Source organism: Streptomyces sp. NPDC001410 (assembly GCF_042895235.1).
Lineage (GTDB): Bacteria > Actinomycetota > Actinomycetes > Streptomycetales > Streptomycetaceae > Streptomyces.
Window position 1 is genome coordinate 248908 of the sequence record NZ_JBIAWE010000004.1, and the last position, 22265, is coordinate 271172.

23 protein-coding genes are annotated in these 22265 nt (G+C 71.1%); 7 read left to right on the forward strand and 16 right to left on the reverse strand.

The features are described 5' to 3' along the window. Nucleotides 1–6: 6 nt before the first annotated feature. Complete coding sequence (locus ACFY3C_RS10560; protein ID WP_386575015.1) at nucleotides 7–447, forward strand: carboxymuconolactone decarboxylase family protein; 441 nt, start codon at nucleotides 7–9, stop codon at nucleotides 445–447. On the opposite strand, the gene ACFY3C_RS10565 is transcribed toward ACFY3C_RS10560, so the two are convergent. After that, nucleotides 434–2920: an alpha-L-arabinofuranosidase C-terminal domain-containing protein gene (locus ACFY3C_RS10565; protein WP_390770488.1), complete on the reverse strand. Its 2487-nt coding sequence runs from the start codon at nucleotides 2918–2920 to the stop codon at nucleotides 434–436. The two genes, ACFY3C_RS10560 and ACFY3C_RS10565, sit on opposite strands and share 14 nt — an antisense overlap. A gap of 114 nt (nucleotides 2921–3034) precedes the next feature. On the opposite strand from ACFY3C_RS10565, the gene ACFY3C_RS10570 reads away from it, so the two are divergent. Next, a complete protein-coding gene (locus ACFY3C_RS10570; protein ID WP_390770616.1) occupies nucleotides 3035–3478 on the forward strand; it encodes a DUF6314 family protein in 444 nt (147 codons plus the stop codon). Here ACFY3C_RS10570 and ACFY3C_RS10575 read toward each other — a convergent pair. The 3 genes from ACFY3C_RS10575 to ACFY3C_RS10585 all read right to left on the reverse strand — a co-directional run bounded on the left by ACFY3C_RS10575 (nucleotide 3460) and on the right by ACFY3C_RS10585 (nucleotide 6058). Then, nucleotides 3460–4053 carry a histidine phosphatase family protein gene (locus tag ACFY3C_RS10575; protein ID WP_386574763.1) on the reverse strand — a complete coding sequence of 198 codons (594 nt, stop codon included), beginning with the start codon at nucleotides 4051–4053 and terminating at the stop codon, nucleotides 3460–3462. The two genes, ACFY3C_RS10570 and ACFY3C_RS10575, sit on opposite strands and share 19 nt — an antisense overlap. Nucleotides 4054–4115: 62 nt before the next feature. Continuing rightward, nucleotides 4116–4553 (reverse strand): GNAT family N-acetyltransferase, encoded by a 438-nt coding sequence (locus tag ACFY3C_RS10580; RefSeq protein ID WP_390770489.1) that lies wholly within the window; start codon nucleotides 4551–4553, stop codon nucleotides 4116–4118. A gap of 41 nt (nucleotides 4554–4594) precedes the next feature. Continuing rightward, nucleotides 4595–6058, reverse strand: a complete 1464-nt coding sequence (locus tag ACFY3C_RS10585; RefSeq protein WP_386574760.1) for a PLP-dependent aminotransferase family protein — start codon at nucleotides 6056–6058, stop codon at nucleotides 4595–4597. Here ACFY3C_RS10585 and ACFY3C_RS10590 point away from each other — a divergent pair. Both ACFY3C_RS10590 and ACFY3C_RS10595 read left to right on the forward strand, forming a co-directional pair. Then, nucleotides 6057–6968, forward strand: coding sequence for a DMT family transporter (locus ACFY3C_RS10590; protein ID WP_390770490.1), 912 nt, complete (start codon nucleotides 6057–6059; stop codon nucleotides 6966–6968). The genes ACFY3C_RS10585 and ACFY3C_RS10590 overlap by 2 nt on opposite strands. A 16-nt stretch (nucleotides 6969–6984) precedes the next feature. Then, a complete protein-coding gene (locus tag ACFY3C_RS10595) occupies nucleotides 6985–7182 on the forward strand; it encodes a DUF1918 domain-containing protein (protein WP_386574758.1) in 198 nt (65 codons plus the stop codon). 1 nt (nucleotide 7183) lies between these two features. Here the strand turns inward: ACFY3C_RS10595 and ACFY3C_RS10600 are convergent, their stop codons facing one another. Then, entirely contained in the window at nucleotides 7184–8428 is a 1245-nt protein-coding gene (locus tag ACFY3C_RS10600; RefSeq protein ID WP_390770491.1) for a glycoside hydrolase family 10 protein, read from the reverse strand. 167 nt (nucleotides 8429–8595) lie between these two features. Here ACFY3C_RS10600 and ACFY3C_RS10605 point away from each other — a divergent pair, with 167 nt between their 5' ends. Then, nucleotides 8596–9471 carry a 3-hydroxybutyryl-CoA dehydrogenase gene (locus ACFY3C_RS10605; RefSeq protein WP_389182847.1) on the forward strand — a complete coding sequence of 292 codons (876 nt, stop codon included), beginning with the start codon at nucleotides 8596–8598 and terminating at the stop codon, nucleotides 9469–9471. A 193-nt stretch (nucleotides 9472–9664) separates the two neighbouring features. Next, on the forward strand, nucleotides 9665–9922 hold the full coding sequence (locus tag ACFY3C_RS10610; RefSeq protein WP_145881316.1) for a hypothetical protein: 258 nt from the start codon (nucleotides 9665–9667) through the stop codon (nucleotides 9920–9922). Here ACFY3C_RS10610 and ACFY3C_RS10615 read toward each other — a convergent pair. The 10 genes from ACFY3C_RS10615 to infC form a co-directional block, all read right to left on the reverse strand. After that, nucleotides 9919–10455, reverse strand: coding sequence for an NUDIX hydrolase (locus ACFY3C_RS10615; RefSeq protein ID WP_390770492.1), 537 nt, complete (start codon nucleotides 10453–10455; stop codon nucleotides 9919–9921). The two genes, ACFY3C_RS10610 and ACFY3C_RS10615, sit on opposite strands and share 4 nt — an antisense overlap. A gap of 81 nt (nucleotides 10456–10536) precedes the next feature. Continuing rightward, nucleotides 10537–11877, reverse strand: a complete 1341-nt coding sequence (locus ACFY3C_RS10620; protein ID WP_386574752.1) for a transcriptional regulator — start codon at nucleotides 11875–11877, stop codon at nucleotides 10537–10539. A 165-nt stretch (nucleotides 11878–12042) separates the two neighbouring features. Next, nucleotides 12043–13086 carry a PP2C family protein-serine/threonine phosphatase gene (locus ACFY3C_RS10625; protein ID WP_390770493.1) on the reverse strand — a complete coding sequence of 348 codons (1044 nt, stop codon included), beginning with the start codon at nucleotides 13084–13086 and terminating at the stop codon, nucleotides 12043–12045. Between the two features lie 249 nt (nucleotides 13087–13335). Beyond that, on the reverse strand, nucleotides 13336–15849 hold the full coding sequence (gene pheT, locus ACFY3C_RS10630) for a phenylalanine--tRNA ligase subunit beta (RefSeq protein ID WP_390770494.1): 2514 nt from the start codon (nucleotides 15847–15849) through the stop codon (nucleotides 13336–13338). Then, complete coding sequence (gene pheS, locus ACFY3C_RS10635; RefSeq protein WP_390770495.1) at nucleotides 15849–16970, reverse strand: phenylalanine--tRNA ligase subunit alpha; 1122 nt, start codon at nucleotides 16968–16970, stop codon at nucleotides 15849–15851. Before pheS ends, pheT begins: the two co-directional genes overlap by 1 nt. A 156-nt stretch (nucleotides 16971–17126) precedes the next feature. Then, nucleotides 17127–18287 carry an ATP-binding protein gene (locus tag ACFY3C_RS10640; RefSeq protein WP_390770496.1) on the reverse strand — a complete coding sequence of 387 codons (1161 nt, stop codon included), beginning with the start codon at nucleotides 18285–18287 and terminating at the stop codon, nucleotides 17127–17129. 50 nt (nucleotides 18288–18337) lie between these two features. Beyond that, complete coding sequence (locus ACFY3C_RS10645) at nucleotides 18338–19198, reverse strand: TrmH family RNA methyltransferase (RefSeq protein WP_386574747.1); 861 nt, start codon at nucleotides 19196–19198, stop codon at nucleotides 18338–18340. Nucleotides 19199–19291: 93 nt separating this feature from the next. Beyond that, the gene (gene rplT / locus ACFY3C_RS10650) at nucleotides 19292–19675 is read right to left on the reverse strand and encodes a 50S ribosomal protein L20 (RefSeq protein ID WP_055492778.1); all 384 of its coding nucleotides are present in this window, start codon (nucleotides 19673–19675) and stop codon (nucleotides 19292–19294) included. 98 nt (nucleotides 19676–19773) lie between these two features. After that, nucleotides 19774–19968, reverse strand: coding sequence for a 50S ribosomal protein L35 (rpmI, locus tag ACFY3C_RS10655; protein WP_004933563.1), 195 nt, complete (start codon nucleotides 19966–19968; stop codon nucleotides 19774–19776). A gap of 111 nt (nucleotides 19969–20079) precedes the next feature. Beyond that, nucleotides 20080–20766: a translation initiation factor IF-3 gene (gene infC, locus ACFY3C_RS10660; RefSeq protein ID WP_390770497.1), complete on the reverse strand. Its 687-nt coding sequence runs from the start codon at nucleotides 20764–20766 to the stop codon at nucleotides 20080–20082. 360 nt (nucleotides 20767–21126) lie between these two features. Here infC and ACFY3C_RS10665 point away from each other — a divergent pair, with 360 nt between their 5' ends. After that, nucleotides 21127–21483 (forward strand): DUF1844 domain-containing protein, encoded by a 357-nt coding sequence (locus ACFY3C_RS10665; protein ID WP_145881329.1) that lies wholly within the window; start codon nucleotides 21127–21129, stop codon nucleotides 21481–21483. 42 nt (nucleotides 21484–21525) lie between these two features. On the opposite strand, the gene ACFY3C_RS10670 is transcribed toward ACFY3C_RS10665, so the two are convergent. Then, nucleotides 21526–22257 (reverse strand): SseB family protein, encoded by a 732-nt coding sequence (locus tag ACFY3C_RS10670; protein WP_386574745.1) that lies wholly within the window; start codon nucleotides 22255–22257, stop codon nucleotides 21526–21528. Nucleotides 22258–22265: the final 8 nt, after the last annotated feature.

The following is a 22265-nucleotide window of genomic DNA, read 5'->3' on the forward strand; positions in this document are numbered from 1 at the left end:
GCCGGCATGAGCGAGAGCACCACCCGTGACGAACGTTTCGCACACGGCCTGGAGGTTCTGAAGAAGGTCGACGGCGAAGCCGGGCAGCGGGTCGTCGACTCGCTCGCCGACATCAGCCCGGAGCTGGGGCACCAGATCGTCGCGTGGGCCTTCGGGGAGGTCTACGACCGGCCCGGGCTCGCCCCGCGCGACCGTCAGCTGGTCACCCTGGGCATGCTCACCGCGCTCGGCGGCTGCGAGGCCCAGCTGGACGTGCATGTGAACGCGGCGCTCAACGTGGGCCTCACGGCCGAGCAGATCACCGAGGCGCTGCTGCACTCCGCCGTCTACTGCGGCATGCCGAAGGCGCTGAACGCGACCTTCGCCGCGAAGAAGGTCTTCGCCGAGCGCGGGCTGCTGCCGCTCGGGCAGCGGCCCGCGGACGGCTCCGTGGCTACCTCTGCTTGATCCGCAGGAAGGTGACGGAGTTCGCCGGGAAGGTGTAGGTGAACTTCCCCGCCACTCCGGTGAGCGTGGAGGTCTTGGGGGCGACCGTCGTGGACGTCTCGGTGTTCACCGCGTCGGGGGCGGCGGCGAGCGTGGTCACGGCGGCCTCGGAGGCGACCTTCGCACCGCCCAGGTCGATCGCCGTACGGGCCGCGGAGGCCTGGGCGTTGACGACCTTGACGATCAGCTCACCGGTCCTCGCGTCCCGGGTGACGACCTGGCGGAACGGCTCGGCCGGCCGGTCGTCGGTGAAGCTGCCCCACTGCTGCCCGTCGAGATACAGGGTGACCTGGCGGCCGCGCACCTTGATGTCGATGTCGTAGGCCCGGCCGGTCTCGACCGAGCCCGCCTTGGAGATCAGCGTGGACTTGCCGCCGTCCACGGCCTGCTCGACCGCGCTCTGGGTGTTGTTCCAGCCGCCCAGGTTCCACCAGTAGTAGTTGCCGGTGTCCTTGACGCCGAAGGCGACGAGGAAGCCCTCCTTTCCGGACTTCTTGGTGGCCTTCACATGCAGGTCGTAGTCGTGCCAGGCCGGGTCGCCCGCCTGGACCATGGTGTTCTCGGCCGCGTCGTCGGTCTGGACGTAGGCGCCGTCCTGGACGCTCCAGCTGCCGGTGCCGGTGTGGGTCCACTTCGAGGTGTCGCCGGAGAAGTCGTCGCCGAACAGGGCGCTCCCGTCGGCGGCGGTGACCTTCACGTCGTCGTAGGCGGCACTGGTGTTCCAGGTGGACAGGCCGACGGCGCCGGTGATGGGGCCGCTGACGGCCGGGGTGGTGGTGGCGGTGGACGGCACCACCCGGCTGCCCACGTTGTTCATGAACAGCTTCTGGACCTCGTAGTTGGCCGAGCCCCAGGAGGCGTGGTTGTTGAACCACACCAGGTCCGGCCGCCACTGGACGTAGTCCTCGTTGGCGAACAGCGGGGCGTAGGAGGCGAGCTTGACGACGTCCGCGTTGCGCTCCAGGCCGGTCATGTAGGCCGCTTCGGCGAGGCCGTTCTTGAAGGCGTTGCCCTGGGAGGCGTACTCACCGAGGAAGACCTTCGGGCCGCTGCGGTCGTAGGAGTCGTAGCGGTCGTTGTTCTGCAGGAACCACTGCGGGCTGTTGTAGTAGTGCTCGTCGACCATGTCGACCTTGTTGTCCCGGTTGAGCTTCCAGGCCGTGTCGAAGGTCGCGCCCGAGTCGTCGGGGCCCGCGTTGGAGATCACCTGCATGTACGGGTACCGGGCCTGGACGGCCGCGCGGAACTGCTGGAAGCGGGCGAAGAACTCGTTCGGCAGGTTCTCCTCGTTGCCGACCTCGATGTGGGTGAGGTGGAAGGGCTTCGGGTGGCCCATGTCGGCGCGCACCTTGCCCCACTTCGAGGTCGCCGGGCCGTTGGCGAACTCGATGAGGTCGAGCGTGTCCTGGATGTGCCGCCCCAGCAGCGCGTCGTCGGCGACGGCCTTGTTCTGGCCGCAGCCGGTCACCAGGGCCGGGACGACGGGCAGGGGCATCGCGCCGATGTCCTCGGCGAAGCGGAAGTACTCGTAGTAGCCGAGGCCGTACGACTGGTTGTAGCCCCAGAAGTTGGCGTTGGTCGCCCGCTGCTCGACCGGGCCGACGGTGTCCTTCCACTGGTAGGAGCGCTTGCGCTGCCAGCCGGAGGCTTCGCTGTAGTCCTGCATGGAGCCGGTGTTGACCAGGCAGCCGCCGGGGAAGCGGACGAAGCCCGGGTGCAGGGCGGCGACCTTCTCGGTGAGGTCCTTGCGCAGGCCGTTCGGCTCGTGCCGGTAGGTGTCGCGCGGGAAGAGGGAGACCATGTCGAGCGCGGCGGCGGCCGGGGAGGCGACGGTGAGGCGGCCGGCGGTGCTGGTGCGGGTCGCGATGAAGGTGGCCCGGTACCGGGCCCAGCCGCCCTTGCGGACGGCGATCTGCCGCGCGGTCGCGAGGGTGCCGCCCGCATCCTGCACGGTCACGGTGAGCGTGCTGCCGGCCTCCGCGCGCGCCCACACCGAGAAGTCGTACTTCTTGCCCTCCTCCAGCGCGATGCCGGTGTTGTAGCCGGCGTTGGTGACGGACGAACCGGCGCCCATGGAGAGGTAGTTGCGGTTGCGGTCGCCCAGGCGGCCGGCGTCGTTCACGACCTGCGCGGCGCCGGAGACCGTCCAGGCGGTCAGGGGCGTGTACGACCTGTTGTCGTCGGTGGAGTACTCGAAGGACCGGTTCTGCACGAGTTCGGCGTACAGGCCGCCGTCGGCGGCGCGGTTGATGTCCTCGAAGAAGACGCCGTACATCGTCTTGTCGATCGCGGCGCCCTGGGCTGTGGGGTCGACGGTGATCGAGTAGTCGGTGACGTCGGCGGCATGGGCGGGGGCCGGGACGGCGGTGGCGGCCAGCAGGAAAGCGCTTGCCGTGAGGCCGAGTCTCAGCCTGGTACGGGTGGTGCGTGACATGGATACTCCGCGGCTCTGGGATCGTTCGAAATATCAGACAGTGGTCAGCACTTCGAACGGCAAGATAGGGAAGGGGTATGAGCACGTCAATGGGGCGGACAGACAGGGGCGATGATGGGCGGGTTCTGGCCCGTGGCCGACGTCCTGGCCCACCTGGCCGGACGCTGGCGGGTGGAGCGGACCGTGCGTGATCTGGCGAGCGGGGACGAAGGGCGGTTCGAGGGAGTCACCGTGTTCAGCCCGCTCGACGGCGGCGGGCTGCTGCACGAGGAGTCGGGGACCTTCACCTGGCAGGGCGTGGCACGGCCCGCGACGCGCACCCTGCGCTTTCTGCCCGGGGCCTCGCCCGGCACGGCCGACGTCCGTTTCGCTGACGGCCGGCCCTTCCACGACCTGGACCTGACCTCGGGACGGTACGTCGCCGGCCACCCCTGTGCGGCCGACGTCTACCGGGGCGAGTTCACGGTCACGGACGCCGACCACTGGCGCTCGGTGTGGCGGGTCGGCGGACCGGCGAAGGACCTGGTGCTGACCACCGACTACGTGCGCGAGGGCTGATTGGGCCCGCCGTCCAGGCGGAGGTTCCAGCGGCCCGAGCGGCCCGTCACCGTGGACGTGGACAGCGGGCGCACGTCGATGTTCCAGTACGTCGCGGGCGGCGCCTTCAGGGCGTACACCAGGGCGGCGCGGATCACCGAGGGTTCGGCGACGGCGACGATCCGGCCGCCGTCGCCCACCGGGCGCGTGTCGAGCCAGCTCGCGACCCGGGAGATGAAGGCCAGCAGTGACTCGCCGCCGTGCGGGGTGGAGCGCGGGTCGGCGAGCCAGGCGTCCACGGCGTCCGGTTCGCGGGCCATCGCCTCGCCCAGCGTCAGCCCGCGCCAGCGGCCCATGTCGCAGTCGCGCAGGGCGAGCTGGACGAGCGGGGCGTACCCCAGGGCGTCGCCGGTGGCGCGGCTGCGCGGGGTCGGGGAGCAGTAACGCAGGTCGGCGGCCCTCAGCGGCAGCAGGTCCCAGGCCATGCGCTGCACCTCGTCCCAGCCGGCCTGGTCCAGCGGCCGGTCGTCCTCGAAGCGCTCCGCGAGCAGCGAGGAACTGCGCGCGGCGGCGACGAACGTGACCCGAAGTGGCATGCGGTGATGGTGAGCCTCGGGTGTGCGCAGGTCAAGGGCTGTTACTCAGCGCGTGCGCGCACTTACTCGAAGGGGTGGATCATCCACTGGCCGGGGCGGTCGAGCGGCCGGAAGCCCACCTTTTCGTACACCCCCTGGGCGTCCTCCGTGGCCAGCAGGATGCGCCGCAGCCCGAAGGGCCGCAGGTGGTCCCGGATGCGGCCGACGAACGCCGTGCCGACGCCCTTGCCGCGCACCGAGGGGTCGACGTACACGTCGGCGAGCCAGGCGAACAGGGCTCGGTCGGTCACCACGCGCGCGTACGCCACCTGCTCGCCGGAGGCCGTCGCGTACACCCCGAAGTTGATCGAGGACGCCATCGCGCGCTCATGCTTCTCCCGCGGGCGGTCGATCGCCCAGTACGCGTCGGTCGACAGCCAGCCGTGGACCCGGTCGACGTCCACACGGGCGGTGTCGGCGGAGAACTCGTAGCCGTCGGGAAGATCGGGTGCGTCGCTCATGCGGGGATCCTCACAGGGCGGACCGACGGCGTCGAATCGATTTACCGGGTCGGTGCGACCGTCGTCCCGCTCTGGAGCACCTCGTCACACGCGGCCCAAAGGCGCCGAATCCCCTCCTTGATCTCCCCCACCCCCGCCACCGCCGCGAAGCTCAGGCGGAGGTGGGCTGCGGGAGGTTCGGCACTGAAGTAGGGGCGGCCGGGGGTGAGGGCGACGCCCGTGCGGAGGGCTGCCGCGGTCAGGGCGGACTCGTCGGCCCCCTCGGGGAGACGGAGCCAGAGGTGGTAGCCGCCGGAGGGGATGTGGGGCAGGGCGAGTTCGGGGAGGTGGAGGGCCAGCTCGGTCGTCATGGTGTCGCGGCGGGTCTTCAGCTCGGCCGACAGGGCCCGCAGATGGCGGGGCCAGGCCGGGGCTCCGACGAGTTCCAGGGCGGCCTCCTGGAGTGGCCGGGGCACGAAGAAGCTGTCCACGACCTGGATCGCGCGCAGGCGTTCCAGCACGGGCCCGCGCGCGGCCAGCGCGGCCACCCGGAAGCTGGGCGAGGTCGCCTTGGTCAGCGAGCCGACGTGGACGACCACGCCGTCGGGGTCGTCGGCGGCCAGCGTGCGGGGCAGCGGGCCGGAGTCCGCGTGCACGAGGCGTCGTACGAAGTCGTCCTCGATGACGAACGCGCCCGCGGCGCGGGCGATGCGCAGCACCTCGGCGCGGCGGTCGGGGGCGAGGACCGCGCCGGTCGGGTTCTGGAACAGGGGCTGGCAGACGAAGACCCGGGCGCCGGTGGCCCGGAAGGCGTCGGCGAGGAGGTCGGGGCGTACACCGTCGGGGTCGACCGGCACCGGGACCGGGCGCAGTCCGGCCGCGCGGGCGAGGGCCAGCATGCCCGGGTAGGTGGGCGACTCCACGAGGACCGGGGCGCCGGGCGGGGCCAGCGCCCTGAGGGCCGTGGCCAGTGCGGCCTGGCCGCCCGCGGCGATCAGCACCTCGGCCGCGGTGACCGACCCGCCGATGCCGCGCGCGAACCACTCTCGCAGTTCGGGCAGCCCCTCCAGCGGCGGTCTCCCCCAGGCACCGGGCCGCCGCCCGGCCCGGGCGAGAGCCGCGGCCATGGCCCGCTCGGGCTGCAGCGAGGGGTGCGGATAGCCGCCGTTGAACTCCAGTACGCCCGGGGGCGGGGTGGTGAGCGAGACGGTGACCCCGGAGGCGTCCACCGTGCGCGGGACCAGCTCGGCGATGCCGTCGGCGCTCAGCGCGACCTCCTGCCAGGAGGTGTCCCCGGCGGGCTCGGCGACAGCGTGCGGCCGCGCGCGGAAGGCGCCGGCGCCGGGCCGGGTGACCACCAGTCCCTCGGCGGCCAGCTGGGCGAGGGCCCGGGAGACGGTCACCGGGCTCACCCGGAACCGCTCGATCAGGGCCCTGCTCGACGGGAGCTTTCCACCAGGCGAGTAGCGGTCCAGCTCCCGTCGCAGCTGTTCTGCCAGTTCGCCGACACTGCTACGCTCATGCATGAGAGCACAGAGTAGCGCTACTACCGCGACGGCGATAGCGGTCCCCGCTCCCCGTGAGCACCGGTCCTTCGGTATCGGGCTGGCCGCCCTCGGCGTGACCGCCTTCTCCCTCACCTTCCCGTCCACCGCCTGGGGTCTGGAGAGCTTCGGTCCCTGGTCCCTGGTGGCGGTGCGCAGCGTCCTCGCGGCGCTGGTCGCGGGCGCGTGTCTGCTGGTGCTCCGGGTGCCGCTGCCCGACCGGCGGCATCTGCCGGGCCTCGCGGTCGTCGCCGCCGGGGTGGTGTTCGGCTTCCCGCTGCTGACCACGCTCGCGCTGCAGACCTCGACCACCTCGCACGCCGCCGTCGTGGTGGGCCTGCTGCCGCTGACCACCGCCGCCTGCTCGGCGCTGCGCATGGGCCACCGGCCCTCGCGGCGGTTCTGGCTGGCGGCGCTGGCGGGCGCGGCGGCCGTGCTCGCCTTCACCGTCGGCCAGAGCGGCGGCGCGCTCACCGCCGCCGACGGCTACCTGTTCGCCGCCCTGCTGGTGTGCGCGGCCGGCTACACCGAGGGCGGGCGGCTGGCCCGGGTCATGCCGGGCTGGCAGGTCATCGGCTGGGCGCTGGTGCTGTGCCTGCCGCTGAGCCTGCCGGCCGCCCTGCTGGCGCTGTCGTACGAGCCGGTGCACTTCACCTGGCACGGGGTGACGGGCCTGCTGTGGGTCTCGATGGTGTCGCAGTTCTTCGGGCTGGTCGTCTGGTACCGGGGCATGGCGGCCATCGGGATCCCGAAGGCCAGCCAGTTGCAGTTGGCCCAGCCGCTGCTCACACTGGTGTGGTCGGCACTGCTGCTGGGCGAGCACCTTACGGCGGCCGCTCCGCTGACCGCCGTCGCCGTGCTCGTCTGCATCGCCGTCACCCAACGGTCGTGACCGTGAGGAGGGCCTGATGCACGCAACCGTCGGCGACCAGCTTGTCCAGCACGGCAGGGTGGTCGGCGAACACGACAAGATCGGCGAGATCGTCGAAGTGATGGGCCAGAAGGGCGAGCCGCCGTACCGCGTCCGCTTCCAGGACGGGCATGTGGGCATCTGCTCCCCCGGCCCCGACACCGAGATCCGGCACAAGGAGATCCGACCGTCGTAGCTCAGCGCGGTGGCTTCGCCGGCTGCCCGTAGTGGTCGGCGACCACCCGCGCCATCGCTCCCACCGGATCCGCCGCCACGTCCGTGGCGGCGAAGAACACGTGCCCGCGCACCTGCGGGTACCCGGCGGCGAGCGTGAGGTGCCGGGACAGCTCGACCGGGTCCTGCCACTGCGAGGGCTGCCCGGCGGCGCCCGCCTTGTACAGCGCCTCACCGATGTACAGCTGCGTCCTGGTGCCCTCGGCCGCCTTCGCCCACCAGTCGACGAGCGTCGCGTAGTCGGCGGCGGCGAAGCCGATGTGCCAGTAGAGCTGCGGGACGATGTAGTCGATCCAGTGGTTGCGCACCCACTTGCGAGTGTCCGCGTGCAGGTCGTCGTACGTCTGCACGCCTGCCCGGGTGTCCGATCCGCGCGAGTCGGTCGTGGCGTTGCGCCACACCCCGAAGGGGCTGATCCCGAACCGGGTGCCGGGCCGTACCTGCTGGACGGCCGCTGCCGTCTCCTGCACCAGCTTGTCGATGTTGTCGCGGCGCCAGGCGGCCCGGGTGTCGAAGTCGCCGCCGTACGCGTCGTACGCGGCGTCGTCGTCGAAGGTCTGCCCGGCGACCGGGTACGGGTAGAAGTAGTCGTCGAAGTGGACGGCGTCCACCGGGTACCTGACGACCGCGTCGAGCATGGCCTGCTCCACGAAGGCACGGACCTCGGGCAGGCCCGGGTTGTAGTAGAGCTTCCCGCCGTAGGGCACCACCCAGTCCGGGTGCCTGCGGGCGGGGTGCGAGGCGGCCAGCCGGGTCGGGTCGGTGTGCTGGGCGACACGGTACGGGTTGAACCAGGCGTGCAGTTCCAGGCCGCGAGCGTGCGCCTCCCGCACGGCCGTGCCCAGCGGGTCCCAGCCCGGGTCCCGGCCCTGGGTGCCGGTGAGGTACTGGGACCAGGGCTCGTACGGCGAGGGCCACAGGGCGTCCGCCGTGGGCCGGACCTGGAGGATCACCGTGTTGAGCCGGTCGCGGACCGCCCGGTCCAGATGGGCGATCAGCTCCGTGCGCTGGGCGTCGGCCGTGAGGCCGGTCTTCGAGGGCCAGTCGCGGTTGGACACGGTCGCCAGCCACACGCCCCGCATCTCGGTGGCCGCGCGCGGCCACGGCCAACGCGGGTCCGGCCGCCCCGGCGCCGCCGTCGCGCCCTGGGCCGTCGCCAGCGTCGACAGCGCCGCCCACGCGAACGCGCGCCGTGTCAGTCGCCCCATCTGCACACCCCCACACGCTCCGGATCCGCGCCGTCACGGATCGTTCCGCGCCCCAGGATGCCCCCACCCGGACGATCGATCATCGATACTTGGCGGTAACGTGCACGATCGGAGCAGGCGCCGAACCCGGAGGTCTGCCAGAGCCGGAAACCAGCGAAGGGGACGATGTGACAGGCTTCCCATCGGGAGATATTGCGCGCGTCGGAGTCGTGGGCTGCGGCCAGATGGGCGCGGGCATCGCCGAGGTGTGCGCCCGCGCGGGACTGGACGTGAAGGTCGCCGAGACCACCGGCGAAGCCCTGGAGATCGGCCGTACCCGGCTGTACAACTCCCTGGCCAAGGCCGCCGAGCGCGGCAAGATCACCGAGGAGGAACGGGACGCCACGCTGGCGCGCCTCAGCTTCACCACGGACCTCGGCGAGTTCGCCGACCGCGATCTGGTGATCGAGGCGGTCGTCGAGAACGAGCAGGTGAAGACGGAGATCTTCCAGGTGCTCGACCAGGTACTGACCCGCGCGGACGCGATCCTGGCCTCCAACACCTCCTCCATCCCGCTGGTGAAGCTGGCGGTCGCCACCTCCCGCCCCGACCACGTGGTCGGCATCCACTTCTTCAACCCGGCCCCGGTGCAGCAGCTGGTCGAGCTGATCCCGGCGCTCACCACCTCCGAGGGCACGCTGAGCCGCGCCCAGGTCTTCGCCGAGAAGGTGCTCGGCAAGCACGCCATCCGCGCCCAGGACCGCTCCGGGTTCGTCGTGAACGCGCTGCTGGTGCCCTACCTGCTGTCCGCGATCAGGATGTTCGAGTCCGGCATCGCGAGCCGCGAGGACATCGACAACGGCATGGAGATGGGCTGCGCCCACCCGATGGGCCCGCTGAAGCTGTCCGACCTGATCGGTCTGGACACCATCGTCTCCATCGCCAACTCGATGTACGCCGAGTACAAGGAGCCGCTGTACGCCGCTCCCCCGCTGCTCCAGCGCATGGTCGAGGCGGGCCGGCTCGGCCGGAAGACCGGCTCGGGCTTCTACACCTACGGCTGATTACCGTCCGCTACACCTGTGGGCCCGGCACCAGTTTCGGTGCCGGGCCCATCTGTTTCACACGCCGTGTGTACGCCGGGCACGCATATGCCCTTCGCACACGCTCCCCACGCGCCCACCAGGCGAGTTGACTCCTCATGCGCATGCAAGGGATGCGGAACAACCAGATTCGACTACGGAAAGGAGTGGACCCGTGACCGCCGATCCGGAGCATCCCGTGGTCCATGGAGAACTCGCAGAGTTACGGCGCCGCCTCGACGTGGCGTACGCCCGAGTCGAGGGAGGACTCGCCCTGCTCAGTCATCGCACCGAGGAGACCGCCAAGGAACTGGACGAACTGCACACGCGCATGAGTTCGCTGGAACACGCACGCTGGCCGCTGCCCTCGGTGGCCGCTCTCACGGCTCTGGGAGCGCTGGTCGTGACGGTCTGGCAGACGCTGGCCCACTAACCATCCGCGAGCCTCATGTGGTGCAGCAGGAGTAACGCGGCCGCCATGTTGGCGGCCGGGACCTCCCCTCGGGCGATCAGGTCGGGGACGACTTTGAGCGGGACCCATTCCCGGCGTTCCGACTCGAAGTCGTCCACGGGGTGACCGACGTACTCGCCCCGGTCGGACCAGTAGATGTGGTGCCGGGCGTCGGTGAGACCGTTGGACGGCTCGACGGTCATCAGGTGGTACAGGGGCCCCGGCCGCCAGCCGGTCTCCTCCTCCAGTTCTCTGGCGGCCGCGCTCGCGATGTCCTCGCCGTCCTCGACCACACCCGCGGCCAGTTCCCAGCCCCAGCTGTCGGTGATGAACCGGTGGCGCCACAGGAGCAGGACTTCGCCCGCCTCGTTGACCACCGTGGCGACGGCGACCGGCCGCAGCCGGATCAGGAAGTGGTCGAGGTGCCGGCCGTCCGGCAGCTCGACATCTGCGAGGTTGACGCTGAACCAGCGGTTTTCATACACAGTTTGTTCGTTCTGTTTCGTCCACTGCACGGTTCTGCCACCTTCCGACGAGTAAGTGGCAATATCGCAGCAGGGACTCTCCAGGCCTACAGCGCAGACCCCGGCCCGGGGCTACAGCGGTACGCGCAGTGCGCCGTCGATGAGTTCGGCGGCCTCGGCGGTTCCGGCCGAGCCGCAGTTCACCAGGTGCTCGCGTACCGCGCGGAGTCTGTCGCGCAGCCGCTGGGACTCCATCCCACGGGCCTGCTCGGCCATCTGCACGGCGGTGACCACCGCCTTGTCGGCGTTGCCCTGACGCAGCTCGATCGTGCTGAGCATGGCGAGCCGGTGCACCCGGCCCCGGTCGTGGGCGGGGTTGTCGACCGCGGCCGCCGCGTGCTCCCGCGCGGCGGCGAGTTCACCGAGGCTGAGCAGCGCCTCGGCCACCTGGACGTTGACCAGGCCGGGCTGGACGTAGCCGGTCTCGTCGGGCTCGTACCCGCGCCGGATGCGGTCGGCGGCCGTCTCGGCCCGGCGGATGCAGGACAGGGCGCTGCTGCTGTCGCCGAGGTGGGCGTACGCCTTGGCCTGCATCGCGTACAGGTCGGAGGCGAGCGCCGGGGTGATGTGCTTGCCCGCGGCGCGCAGCGCGGCCTCGGCGAAGGCCACGGCCTGCCGGTACTCCTTCATGAACAGGGCCTGGTTGACGAGCAGCGCGATCACGTACGCGCCAAGTCCGCGGTCCCCGCTGGCCTTTGCCAGCCTGAGCGCCTGGTGGAAGTAGCGCTGGGCAAGACCGTGCGCGTCGGAGTCGTACGCGCAGATGCCCGCGATCGCCACCAACCCGCCGGTGGCCCGGTGCAGTTGCCTGCCGGTGGCGTCGGTGTAGCTGCCGCGCAGCAACGGAGCCGCCTCGGCGTTGAGGAACCCGACGATGCGGGTGCGGGTCGCCATGCCGCCGGCCTTGCGGTACATCTGCTCGTAGTGGGTGCGGGCGGCGCGCAGCATCTCGATGTCGGCCGCGGTGACCCGGTGCCGGCCGCCCCGGGAGACGTCCACGTCCTCGGGCGGGTTCTCCCACTCCCACACCGGCATGACCGCCGGGGTGCCGGTGACCGCGGGAGCGCCCAGCACATGCGGGCGCTGCTGTTCGTCCGAGCGCCACAGGGCGGTGGCGCGCTCCACGAAGCCGGAGAGCGAACCGGTGTGCGCAGTGCTCGGCTCGCCGGGGACCCCGAGGCCGATGTCGTCCAGGGTGACCGGCCGGTGCAGCCGCCCGGCGAGCACCTCACAGATCAGGTCGGGCACCTGGCCGCGCGGCCGCTGGCCCTTCAACCACCGTGCCACAGCGGTGTGTTCGTACCGGAGCGCGAGGCCCCGTCGCCGGCCCGCCTGGTTGACGTGGGCGGCGAGACCGGCGTGTGAGATCCCCGCCTCGTCCAGGATCGCGTCGAGCAGAGTGTTGGGCTGCATGGGTTGCCCCCCGAGTGGCCTGGTGCCGTCAGCGTAGTGCGTCCGCTTTCACACGGGGTGTGAACGGAGTGCGCGCATCCGCAGTGTGTGCACGCTGTTGCGGAGCGTGTTCTGCCGGTTGACTGAGAGTCCTCGCAAGAGGCTGGCCAAGCCGCCGGCTCCCCCTCAGAAAGCGGCGGCTTGGCCTCTGGCGGTGCCTTGCCGGGACAGCTCGAACGTCCTTCGGTCGTTCCGTAGGACCAGTACCGCCACATCGTCCGTGGGTCTGCCGGCCGTGTGGTGCAGGAGGGCCTTGAAGACCGTGCGCAGGACTGTCTGGGGCGTCACCGGTTGATCGCACACGACCTCTCGCAGCACTGTCGGCAGCGAGAAGAACCGGCCGCGGGCGTCTCTGGCGTCCTCCGCTCCGTCCGTGAAGAGGACCAGGGACTCGCCCGGGAGCAGACGGCCGCACGAGGCTGCCTCCAACTCGGCTGGGAGCGGAAACAGGCCCAGGGGCGGGAGCGGGTCGGCGCCCGTGAGGGGCTCCACCCGGGTGCCGCTGAGCAGGTACGGCCACGGGTGACCGCAGTTGAGGGCGCGCATCTCACCGTCCCGGACGATCTCCAGGAGCAGGACGGTGACGAACTCCTCGGCCACCGGCGGGCCCGGGTCCTGCCCGTTCGCCGGATGGTCGGCACGGGACCGCTCACGCAGATGACGGGCGTGCGCCCGCTCCAACCGCCGCAGCACATCGCTGAGTTCGGCCTCGTCATGGGCGGCCTCACGGAAGCTGCCGAGGACGGCGGCGACGGTCCCGAGCGCGGCGAGTCCATGACCGCGCACATCGCCCATGATCACGCGGACTCCGTACTCGGTGGCGACGGCCTCGTACAGATCACCGCCGATGGCCGCGCCACGGTCGGCGGACAGCTGGGCCGCCGCCAGGTTCAGCCCGTCGAGGCGGGGCGGCAGCGGCCGTAGCAGCACGCTCTGGGCGGCGCCGGCGACCTTGCGGGCCTGCCTGAGTTCGCGCAGCAGGGCATGGCGGACATGGAATATCAGTCCGGTGCCGACGGCGATGAACACGACGCTGGTGACGATGCGCGCGCCGAGCCCGTCCTGCTGGGCGAGCGGGCAGCCGAACTTGTACGTGACCGCCACGGCTCCCCAGACCGTGGGCAGTACGGCTCCCCGCGCGGTGGGTGCCCGTGCCTTGATGCGGATCATGCCTCTGGTCCCCCATGTGGGCCCTGACAGAGCAGACGGACCGACCCCGAAAGGCCGGTCCGATTCTGTCGAGAGGCACGGCTCGGAAGGACCGGATCCCTCCCGATTCCCACCCGAACGAGTGAGAACCCCCCAGGCCAACCCGCATTTATGCAGCTGGCGGCGGGGTCAACTACCAAGGGGCGCGGGGAACTGCGCGACCGGCCACGACGAATCCGCAGCCGGCCGACAACAGAACCTCATCGGCGATTAGCCCCGCAGGACCGCACCCGTACGCTCGCCCGCAAGAGCAACAGCCGCATCCCGAGCAGCAGACGCCTCATCCACAGTCAGCGTCCGATCTCCCGCACGGAACCGCAGCGCATAGGCGAGAGACTTCTTCCCCTCACCCAACTGCTCGGCGTTCTCGTACACATCGAACAGCCGAATGGACTCGAGCAGCTCACCCGCACCGGAACGCAGCGCCGCCTCGACCTCCGCGGCCGGCACCGGCTTGTCGACCACGAGGGCGACATCCTGCGTGGCGACCGGGAAGGACGAGATGGAGGGCGCCTGCGGAGCGCCGTCGCCCACCGCCTCCAGAGCGTCCAGGTTCAGCTCCATCGCGCAGGTGCGCTCGGGCAGGCTCAGCGCCTTGGTGACCCGCGGGTGCAGCTCACCGGCGTGGCCCACGACCTGCTCCGTGCCGTCGGCGACGACGACCAGCTCGGCGCAGCGGCCGGGGTGCCAGGGACCGTACTGCCCCTTGCGCACGACCAGCTCCGCACCGGCCTCACGCGCGACGGCGCGCGCCGCCTCGACCGCGTCGGCCCAGCCGGCCGGACGGCCTGCGCCCCACCAGCCGGCCTGCTCGCCGGCGCCCGCGAGGACGACGGCCACGTGCCGCGGCTGGTCGGGCAGCGCGGCGTTCAGCTCCGCGATCTCCTCGACGGTGGGACGCCGGTCCACGGGCAGGTGCCCGGCGACGCGCCGCTCCTCGCGGGGCTGGAAGACCAGGCCCGTCTCGAAGAGCGCCAGGTCGTGCGAGCCCCGGCCGTCGTTGCGCCGCAGGGCACCCAGCAGGCCCGGCAGCAGGGTCGTACGGAGCGCGGGCTCCTCGTCGTTGAGCGGGTTGACCAGCTTCACGACGCGGCGGGCCGGGTCGTCGGCCTGCAGGCCGAGCTGGTCGAAGATCTGCTCGCCGACGAACGGGTAGTTCGGCGCCTCGACGTAGCCCGCGCCGGCCAGCGCACGGCCGACCCGGCGGTGCAGCCGCTGGCGGTGGGTCAGGCCGCGGCCCGAGGGGAGCTTGGGCAGCGTGGAGGGCAGGTTCTCGTAGCCCTCCAGCCGGATGACCTCCTCGGCCAGGTCGTTCGGCTCCCGGAGGTCGGGCCGCCAGGACGGGACGGTGACGATCAGCTCGTCCTGCCCGTAGACGTCGCAGCCGATCTCCTGCAGGCGGCGGACGACGGTCTCGCGGCCGTAGTCCACGCCCGCGACCTTGTCCGGGTGGTTCGCCGGGACGGTGATCGTGTGCGGGGCGGAGGGCGCGCTGACCTCCGTGACGCCGGCCTCGGCGGTACCGCCCGCGAGCAGGACCAGCAGGTCCACGGTGCGCTGCGCGGCGGCAGCGGCGGCCTGCGGGTCGACGCCCCGCTCGAAGCGGCGGGACGCTTCGGAGGACAGCTTGTGACGGCGGGCCGTGCGGGCGATCGCGACCTCGTCGAAGTGGGCGGCCTCGATGACCACGTCGGTCGTGGCGTTCTCCACGTCCTCGTGGTCGGCGATCTCCGTGTTGGCGCCGCCCATGACACCGGCGAGGCCGATGGGCCCGCGCTCGTCGGTGATGACCAGGTCCTCGGCGTGCAGCTTGCGCTCCACGCCGTCGAGGGTGACGAGCTTCTCGCCCTCCTCGGCCCGGCGCACGCCGATCGTGCCCTGGACCAGCCCCCGGTCGTAGGCGTGCAGCGGCTGGCCCAGCTCCATCATCACGTAGTTCGTGACGTCGACGGCGAGCGAGATCGGGCGCATGCCGACCTTCTGCAGCCGGCGCTGCAGCCAGATCGGGGAGCGCGCCTCGGGGCTCAGGCCGGTGACGGTGCGGGCGGTGAAGCGGTCGCAGCCGGCCGGGTCGGAGACCTGCACCGGGTAGCCGAAGGCGTTCGGGCCGGGGACGTCGAGCAGCGCCGGGTCGCGCAGCGGCAGGCCGTAGGCGATGGCGGCCTCGCGGGCCACACCGCGGATGGACAGGCAGTCGCCGCGGTTGGCGGTGACGGCGATGTCCAGGACCTCGTCGACCAGCTCCAGCAGCTCGATGGCGTCCTTGCCGACCTCGGTCTCCGGCGGCAGCACGATGATGCCGTGGCCGCCGTCGTCGCCCATGCCCAGCTCCTCGGTGGAGCAGATCATGCCGTGGGACGTCTTGCCGTAGGTCTTGCGGGCGGAGATCGAGAAGCCGCCCGGCAGCGTGGCGCCGGGGAGGACCACGACGACCTTGTCGCCGACGGCGAAGTTGCGGGCGCCGCAGACGATCTCCTGGGGCTCGCCGGTGCCGTTGGCCTGGCCGACGTCGACGGTGCAGAAGCGGATCGGCTTCTTGAAGCCCTCCAACTCCTCGATGGTCAGCACCTGGCCCACGACCAGCGGGCCCTTGAGGTCGGCGCCGAGGTGCTCGACGGTCTCGACCTCAAGGCCTGCGGAAATGAGCTTGGCCTGGACGTCGCGGCCGGTCTCCGTCGCCGGCAGGTCGACGTACTCCCGCAGCCAAGAAAGCGGGATCCGCATCAGATCTCCATCCCGAACGGCCGGGTGAACCGGACGTCACCCTCGACCATGTCTCGCATGTCTTCCACGTTGTGGCGGAACATCAGCATCCGCTCGATGCCGAACCCGAAGGCGAAGCCGCTGTACTTCTCCGGGTCGACGCCGCAGGCGGTCAGCACCTTGGGGTTGACCATGCCGCAGCCGCCCAGCTCGATCCAGCCCTCGCTGGAGCAGGTGCGGCAGGGGCGGTCGGGGTTGCCGACGGACTCGCCCTTGCAGACGTAGCAGAGCATGTCCATCTCGGCGCTCGGCTCGGTGAACGGGAAGAAGTTCGGCCGCAGCCGGGTCTTCATGCCCTCGCCGAACAGCGACTGGACCATGTGGTCCAGGGTGCCCTTGAGGTCGGCCATGGTCAGGCCCTCGTCGACGGCGAGCAGCTCGACCTGGTGGAAGACCGGAGTGTGGGTGGCGTCCAGCTCGTCGGTGCGGTACACGCGGCCCGGGCAGATCACGTAGACCGGCAGCTCGCGGTCGAGCAGGGAGCGGATCTGGACCGGCGAGGTGTGGGTGCGCAGCACGACACCGGACTCGGAGCCGCCGTCGGGGCCCTGCACGAAGAACGTGTCGGCCTCGCCGCGGGCCGGGTGGTCCGGGCCGATGTTCAGGGCGTCGAAGTTGAACCACTCCGCCTCGACCTGCGGGCCCTCGGCGACCTCGTAGCCCATGGCCACGAAGATGTCCTCGATCCGCTCGGAGAGCGTGGTCAGGGGGTGCCGGGCGCCGGCCGGGACGCGGTCGTAAGGGAGCGTGACGTCCACGTCCTCCTCGACCAGCACGCGGGCGTCGCGCTCGGCCTCCAGCTCGCCCTGGCGGGCGGCGAGGGCCTTGTTCACCGCACCGCGGGCCATGCCGACGCGCTTGCCGGCCTCGGCCTTGGCGTGCGGGGGCAGGGCGCCGATCTCGCGGTTGGCGAGGGCCAGCGGGGAGGCGGGGCCGGTGTGGGCGACCTTGGCCTCGTGGAGCGCGTCGAGGGAGTCCGCGGCGGCGAAGGCGCCGAGCGCCTCGTCCCGCATGCGCTCGATCTCTTCCGGTTTCAACGCCTCGACCTCGACAGGGTCGTACGACTTATTGGGTGCGGACATCTCTTCCCGTGCTTCCGATTGGCTGGCGGATGGTCCCCGTCACCGACTCGCGAGGGCCGCGTGAAGGACACAAAGGTGCCAAAGGCCGAGTCTAACGGGGTGGGGGTGGACGAATGGCCCGTGGGCCGCTAGGCCCTCCCGTCGCCCGCCACCGCCCTATACGACACTACGTGGCATTTCAAACTCAAACGCCGGGGCTGCCACGGGCAACGTAAATCGGAACTCGGCGCCGCCGTCGGTGGCGCGGCCGACCGTGATGAGGCCGCCGTGGGCCTCGACGATGCCCTTGACGATGTACAGCCCCAGCCCCGTGCCGCCGCGCTTGCTGCCCCGCCAGAAGCGGGTGAAGACGCGGTTCATGGATTCCTCCGGGATGCCGGGCCCCTCGTCGCTCACCGTGACCGACGTGCCGGTTTCCTCGCCTTCGCGCGGGGATGCCGAGGGCGTGACATCAATGGTGACGGTTCCCTCGCCGTGCCGCACGGCATTTTCCAGCAGGTTGCTGAGCACCTGGTCGACCTTGTCGGGGTCGGCCCACAGGGCGGGCAGCGGCTGCTCGATGCGCAGCAGGAAGCGGTCGGCGGGCTGCCCGGCGGCGACGTAGGCCTGGATGTGCCGGCCGACGGCCGCGCCTATGTCCACGGGCTGGCGCCTGACCTCCAGCCGCCCGCTGTCGATCCGGGAGATGTCCAGCAGCTCGGCGATGAGCCGGGTGACGCGGTCGGCGTCGGCGTCGACGGTCTCCAGCATCAGCCGTTTCTGGTCGTCGGTGAAGCGTTCCCACTTGGCGAGGAGCGTGGCGGTGAAGCCCTTCACGGAGGTCAGCGGGGAGCGCAGCTCGTGGGCGACGGTGGCGATCAGCTCGGCGTGGCTGCGCTCGGTGCGGCGGCGGGCCTCGGTGTCCCGCAGCGAGACGACGACACGCTGCACGGCCCCGAGGGGTTCGGCGCGCACGTACCGGGCCGAGACCAGCACCTCCCGACCGCCGGGCAGCAGCAGGTTGCGCTCGGGCTGCCGTACCCGGATGGCGAGACCGCCGTAGGGATCGGTGAGCTGCCACCAGCGCCTGCCCTCCAGGTCCTCCAGGGGCAGGGCCTTGTCCAGCTGCTGTCCGAGGGCGTCGGCGGCACGGACGGCGGTGATGCGTTCGGCGGCGGCGTTGAAGCAGATCACCCGGCCGTGGTCGTCGGCGACGACCAGGCCGTCGGGCAGCTGGTCGGGGTCGATACCGAGGCCGGTCCCGTCGCCGTGCCGGGGCGCGGGTGTGCGGCGCACGTCCCGCCCGTCCGGCGCAGTGCTGGTGCGGACCACACTCATCCCCGTACCCCACCTCTCAGAAGGCGCAGGGCCCCGAGCTGGTCACCTTACTAGCTCTCGGTGACGGAGCGGCACCCTGTGGAGGCGCGCTGTGCACGGGCCGAAGCATAGAGACATACGGCGGCGGCGGTGGCGAGGTTCAGGCTCTCGGCCTTTCCGTGGATGGGGACGCGGACGACGGCGTCGGCGAGGTCGCGGGTCTCCTCCGGGAGCCCCCAGGCCTCGTTGCCGAACACCCAGGCGGTGGGTCCGCCCATCGTGCCCTTGTCCAGTTCCTCGTCCAGGTCGCGGTCACCGGCTCCGTCGGCGGCGAGGATCCTGACGCCCGCGTCCTTCAGTCCCGCCACGGCGTGCTCGACGGGTACGCCGACGGCGACCGGCAGGTGGAAGAGGGAGCCCACGGAGGCGCGTACGGCCTTGGGGTTGTAGAGGTCGACGGAGGCGTCGGTGAGGACGACCGCCTCGGCGCCGGCGGCGTCGGCGCAGCGCAGCACGGTGCCGGCGTTGCCCGGGTCGCGGACGTGCGCGAGCACGGCGACGAGCCTCGGCCGGGCGGCGAGGATGTCCTCGAAGGGGGTGTCCAGGAACCGGCAGACACCGACCAGTCCCTGCGGGGTGACGGTGGTGGAGATGTCGGCGATGACGTCCTCGGAGGCGAGGTGCACCCGGGCGCCGGCGCCGCGGGCCTCTCCGATGATGTCGGCGTACCGCTCCGCGGCCTCCACGGTGGCGAACAGCTCCACGAGGGTCGCCTGCCCGCCGGCCCGATGCCCGGCGGCCTCCCGCACGGCCTGCGGCCCCTCGGCGAGGAACAGCCGGTCCTTACCCCGGAAGTTCCGCTTGGCAAGCCGCCGCGCGGCGCTCACACGGGCGGACCGGGGGGAGATCAGCTCGGGGCTGACGGGGGGCATGAAAGTCACCTCTGCTTCGAAACACAAGCGGACCCGCAGGCTTCCGCAGCCTGCGGGTCCCTTCAGTCACGTCGGCCTAGAGCCAGCGCGGCGTCACGCAGCCTTGGGGGCGTTCACGTCCGCCGGCAGGGCCTTCTGGGCGACCTCGACGAGGGCGGCGAAGGCACCCGCGTCGTTGACGGCCAGCTCGGCCAGGATCTTGCGGTCGACCTCGACGTTCGCGGCCTTCAGACCCTGGATGAAGCGGTTGTACGTGATGCCGTTGGCGCGGGCAGCGGCGTTGATGCGCTGGATCCACAGCTGACGGAAGTCGCCCTTGCGCTTCTTGCGGTCGTTGTAGTTGTAGACCAGCGAGTGGGTGACCTGCTCCTTGGCCTTGCGGTACAGGCGCGAACGCTGACCGCGGTAGCCGGAGGCCTGCTCGAGGATCGCCCGGCGCTTCTTGTGGGCGTTGACTGCCCGCTTGACGCGTGCCACTTGTTAACTCCTTGTAGCGGGGTCGTGGGGGTACTCACACGACCCGGAAACGATTGGGTCCCGGTCCAGACGTACGGCGCTCAGGCGGCGCCGCGACGTCACTTGCCGAGAAGCTTCTTGATCTTCGCGGCGTCGCCCGGGGCCATCTCGGCGTTGCCGGTGAGGCGACGCGTCACGCGGGACGACTTGTGCTCGAGCAGGTGGCGCTTGCCGGCGCGCTCACGGAGCACCTTGCCGGAGCCGGTGACCTTGAAGCGCTTGCTGGCACCGCTGTGCGACTTGTTCTTCGGCATAGCGCCGTTCTCTCCTCGTCGGTGGCGTTCCGGTGCCCGGTCGCGAAACCGGGCACGGTGGAACGTCGTTCTTGTATCGGTTACATCCTCGGGGACTCGCGTCCCCCGGGATCACGCCTCGGCGGAAGCCTCGGCCGGAGCCTCTTCAGACTGAGCCTCTTCAGACTGAGCGTCGGCGGCGTTCTGCGAACGACCGGGGTTCGCCTTCGCTTCGGCCTTGCGGGCCTCCTGCGCCTGACGCGCCTCGGCCATCGCCTCGGTCTTCTTCTTGTGCGGACCGAGAACCATGATCATGTTGCGGCCGTCCTGCTTCGGATTCGACTCGACGAAACCGAGGTCCTGGACGTCCTCCGCCAGCCGCTGCAGCAGTCGGTAGCCGAGCTCCGGCCGGGACTGCTCGCGACCACGGAACATGATCGTGATCTTGACCTTGTCGCCCTGCTTGAGGAACCGGACGACGTGACCCTTCTTGGTGTCATAGTCGTGCGGGTCGATCTTCGGCCGGAGCTTCATCTCCTTGATGACCGTGTGCGCCTGGTTCTTGCGCGCCTCACGGGCCTTCATGGCCGACTCGTACTTGAACTTCCCGTAGTCCATGAGCTTGCACACGGGCGGACGGGCGTTCGCCGCGACCTCGACCAGGTCCAGGTCGTACTCCTGCGCAAGCTCCAGTGCCTTCGCCAGCGGGACGATGCCCACCTGCTCGCCACTGGGACCGACAAGTCGCACCTCGGGAACGCGAATCCGGTCGTTGATGCGGGGCTCGGCGCTGATGGATCCTCCTCGGTAGCACCACACGGCGGTCTGGCGGACAGCCGCGTATGTCTCTTTTCGTGAGACCTAACCGCGCCGAAGCACAAAAAATGCCCCGGACGATCACAGGCGGGGCTCCAAACAACAACCGGAGCACGCCGCGATCACCGCGGGGCGCACATCGGGCGACTCCATCGTCCGTACGGAACGATGGTGGCCGCCTGACCGGATGACCTGCCGTCCCTCAGGACGGTCAGGTGGGAGATCGGAGCCTCCACTTGTTGGCTGGGCACAGTCATGTCCAGCCGGTCGCCCACCAGATTAGCAGGATCGCTTGACAAGGGCTAATCGAGGCCGGACGGGGCTGATGAAGACAACCGCCCGCCCTCGCCTATCGTGTGGGGCATGAGTGAGACCCCTCCTGAGAACACCGACTTCGACGCGATGACCCGGGACATCGCCGAGGTCCCCGCCGTCGAGGTGATCGTGACGGTCGCCGTCAACCTGATGAGCGCCGCCGCCGTGAAGCTCGGGCTGAGCGAGGAGGGCGACAAGTACAAGGACCTGGACGAGGCCCGCAAGCTGATCACCGGTCTCGCCGGACTGCTGGACGCGAGCGCGACCGAGATCAGCTCCTTCCACGCGGCCCCGCTGCGCGACGGTCTGAAGTCGCTGCAGCTGGCGTTCCGCGAGGCCTCGATCGTCCCGGACGAGCCGGGCCAGGGTCCGGGCGAGAAGTACACGGGACCGGTCTACGGCTAGACCGGCTCCCCGTCTACGGCTGACTGGTCCCCGTACGGCGACTCATCCCCGCACGAACAAGGGCTCGCCCGGAGGCGTGGTCCCGGCCGGCAGCAGTGCCAGGTCGAGGCCGCGCACCAGGCGGGCCCGCAGTGTTTCGTCGGCGGCCAGCCGCTCGGCGACCGCGCGGGCGGCCTCGGCGGGCGCGGCGGCCGGGTCGAGGACGAGGGCGAGGGTGCCGTCGGCCTGTCCGGGACCCAGGTGCGCGCGCAGGACGGCGGGCTCGGCGGCCACGGCGGCGCGGACGGCCTCGACGACGGCCGGGTCGGCGAGCGGGTCGGTGCTGGTCCGGCCCTCGGCGAGGGCGAGCAGCGCGGGGCCGGTCAGTTCGAAGGGCACCGGTCCGGCCAGGTCCAGGACGACCGTGTCCGCCTTCTCGTGCGCGGCGGCCTGCAGCGCCTGGTGCAGGGGTACGGCGACCGGGCGGCCCGCCGGGTCCCAGCGGGCCAGGGAGTCGGTGGAGGTGAAGGCGGGCAGGGCGGTGCGGCCGCCTGCCTTCAGTGTGGGTACGGCCATGTCGCTGGTCTTCTCGCGACGCAGCCCGTTCTCGTCCTCCTCGACCTCGCCGAGCACGGCCACCACCGGCACGAGCAGCCGGGCGCCCCTGAGCGCCTCCAGGACGGGCCCGACGGCGGTGCGGTCCTCGGCCCAGGCGGCGAGCGCCGCGCTCAGCCGGGGGTCGGCGGAGCCGTCGTCGTCGGAGAAGCCGGGGTCGGGAATGTTCTTGTTCGCCACGGTCACCG

Coding starts and splice junctions, on each gene's coding strand:
- ACFY3C_RS10560 (WP_386575015.1), top strand. CDS start 7: ATGAGCGAGAGCACCACCCGTGACGAACGTTTCGCACACGGCCTGGAG.
- ACFY3C_RS10565 (WP_390770488.1), bottom strand. CDS start 2,920: ATGTCACGCACCACCCGTACCAGGCTGAGACTCGGCCTCACGGCAAGC.
- ACFY3C_RS10570 (WP_390770616.1), top strand. CDS start 3,035: ATGGGCGGGTTCTGGCCCGTGGCCGACGTCCTGGCCCACCTGGCCGGA.
- ACFY3C_RS10575 (WP_386574763.1), bottom strand. CDS start 4,053: ATGCCACTTCGGGTCACGTTCGTCGCCGCCGCGCGCAGTTCCTCGCTG.
- ACFY3C_RS10580 (WP_390770489.1), bottom strand. CDS start 4,553: ATGAGCGACGCACCCGATCTTCCCGACGGCTACGAGTTCTCCGCCGAC.
- ACFY3C_RS10590 (WP_390770490.1), top strand. CDS start 6,057: ATGAGAGCACAGAGTAGCGCTACTACCGCGACGGCGATAGCGGTCCCC.
- ACFY3C_RS10585 (WP_386574760.1), bottom strand. CDS start 6,058: ATGCATGAGCGTAGCAGTGTCGGCGAACTGGCAGAACAGCTGCGACGG.
- ACFY3C_RS10595 (WP_386574758.1), top strand. CDS start 6,985: ATGCACGCAACCGTCGGCGACCAGCTTGTCCAGCACGGCAGGGTGGTC.
- ACFY3C_RS10600 (WP_390770491.1), bottom strand. CDS start 8,428: ATGGGGCGACTGACACGGCGCGCGTTCGCGTGGGCGGCGCTGTCGACG.
- ACFY3C_RS10620 (WP_386574752.1), bottom strand. CDS start 11,877: ATGCAGCCCAACACTCTGCTCGACGCGATCCTGGACGAGGCGGGGATC.
- ACFY3C_RS10625 (WP_390770493.1), bottom strand. CDS start 13,086: ATGATCCGCATCAAGGCACGGGCACCCACCGCGCGGGGAGCCGTACTG.
- pheT (WP_390770494.1), bottom strand. CDS start 15,849: ATGCGGATCCCGCTTTCTTGGCTGCGGGAGTACGTCGACCTGCCGGCG.
- pheS (WP_390770495.1), bottom strand. CDS start 16,970: ATGTCCGCACCCAATAAGTCGTACGACCCTGTCGAGGTCGAGGCGTTG.
- ACFY3C_RS10640 (WP_390770496.1), bottom strand. CDS start 18,287: ATGAGTGTGGTCCGCACCAGCACTGCGCCGGACGGGCGGGACGTGCGC.
- ACFY3C_RS10645 (WP_386574747.1), bottom strand. CDS start 19,198: ATGCCCCCCGTCAGCCCCGAGCTGATCTCCCCCCGGTCCGCCCGTGTG.
- rpmI (WP_004933563.1), bottom strand. CDS start 19,968: ATGCCGAAGAACAAGTCGCACAGCGGTGCCAGCAAGCGCTTCAAGGTC.
- ACFY3C_RS10665 (WP_145881329.1), top strand. CDS start 21,127: ATGAGTGAGACCCCTCCTGAGAACACCGACTTCGACGCGATGACCCGG.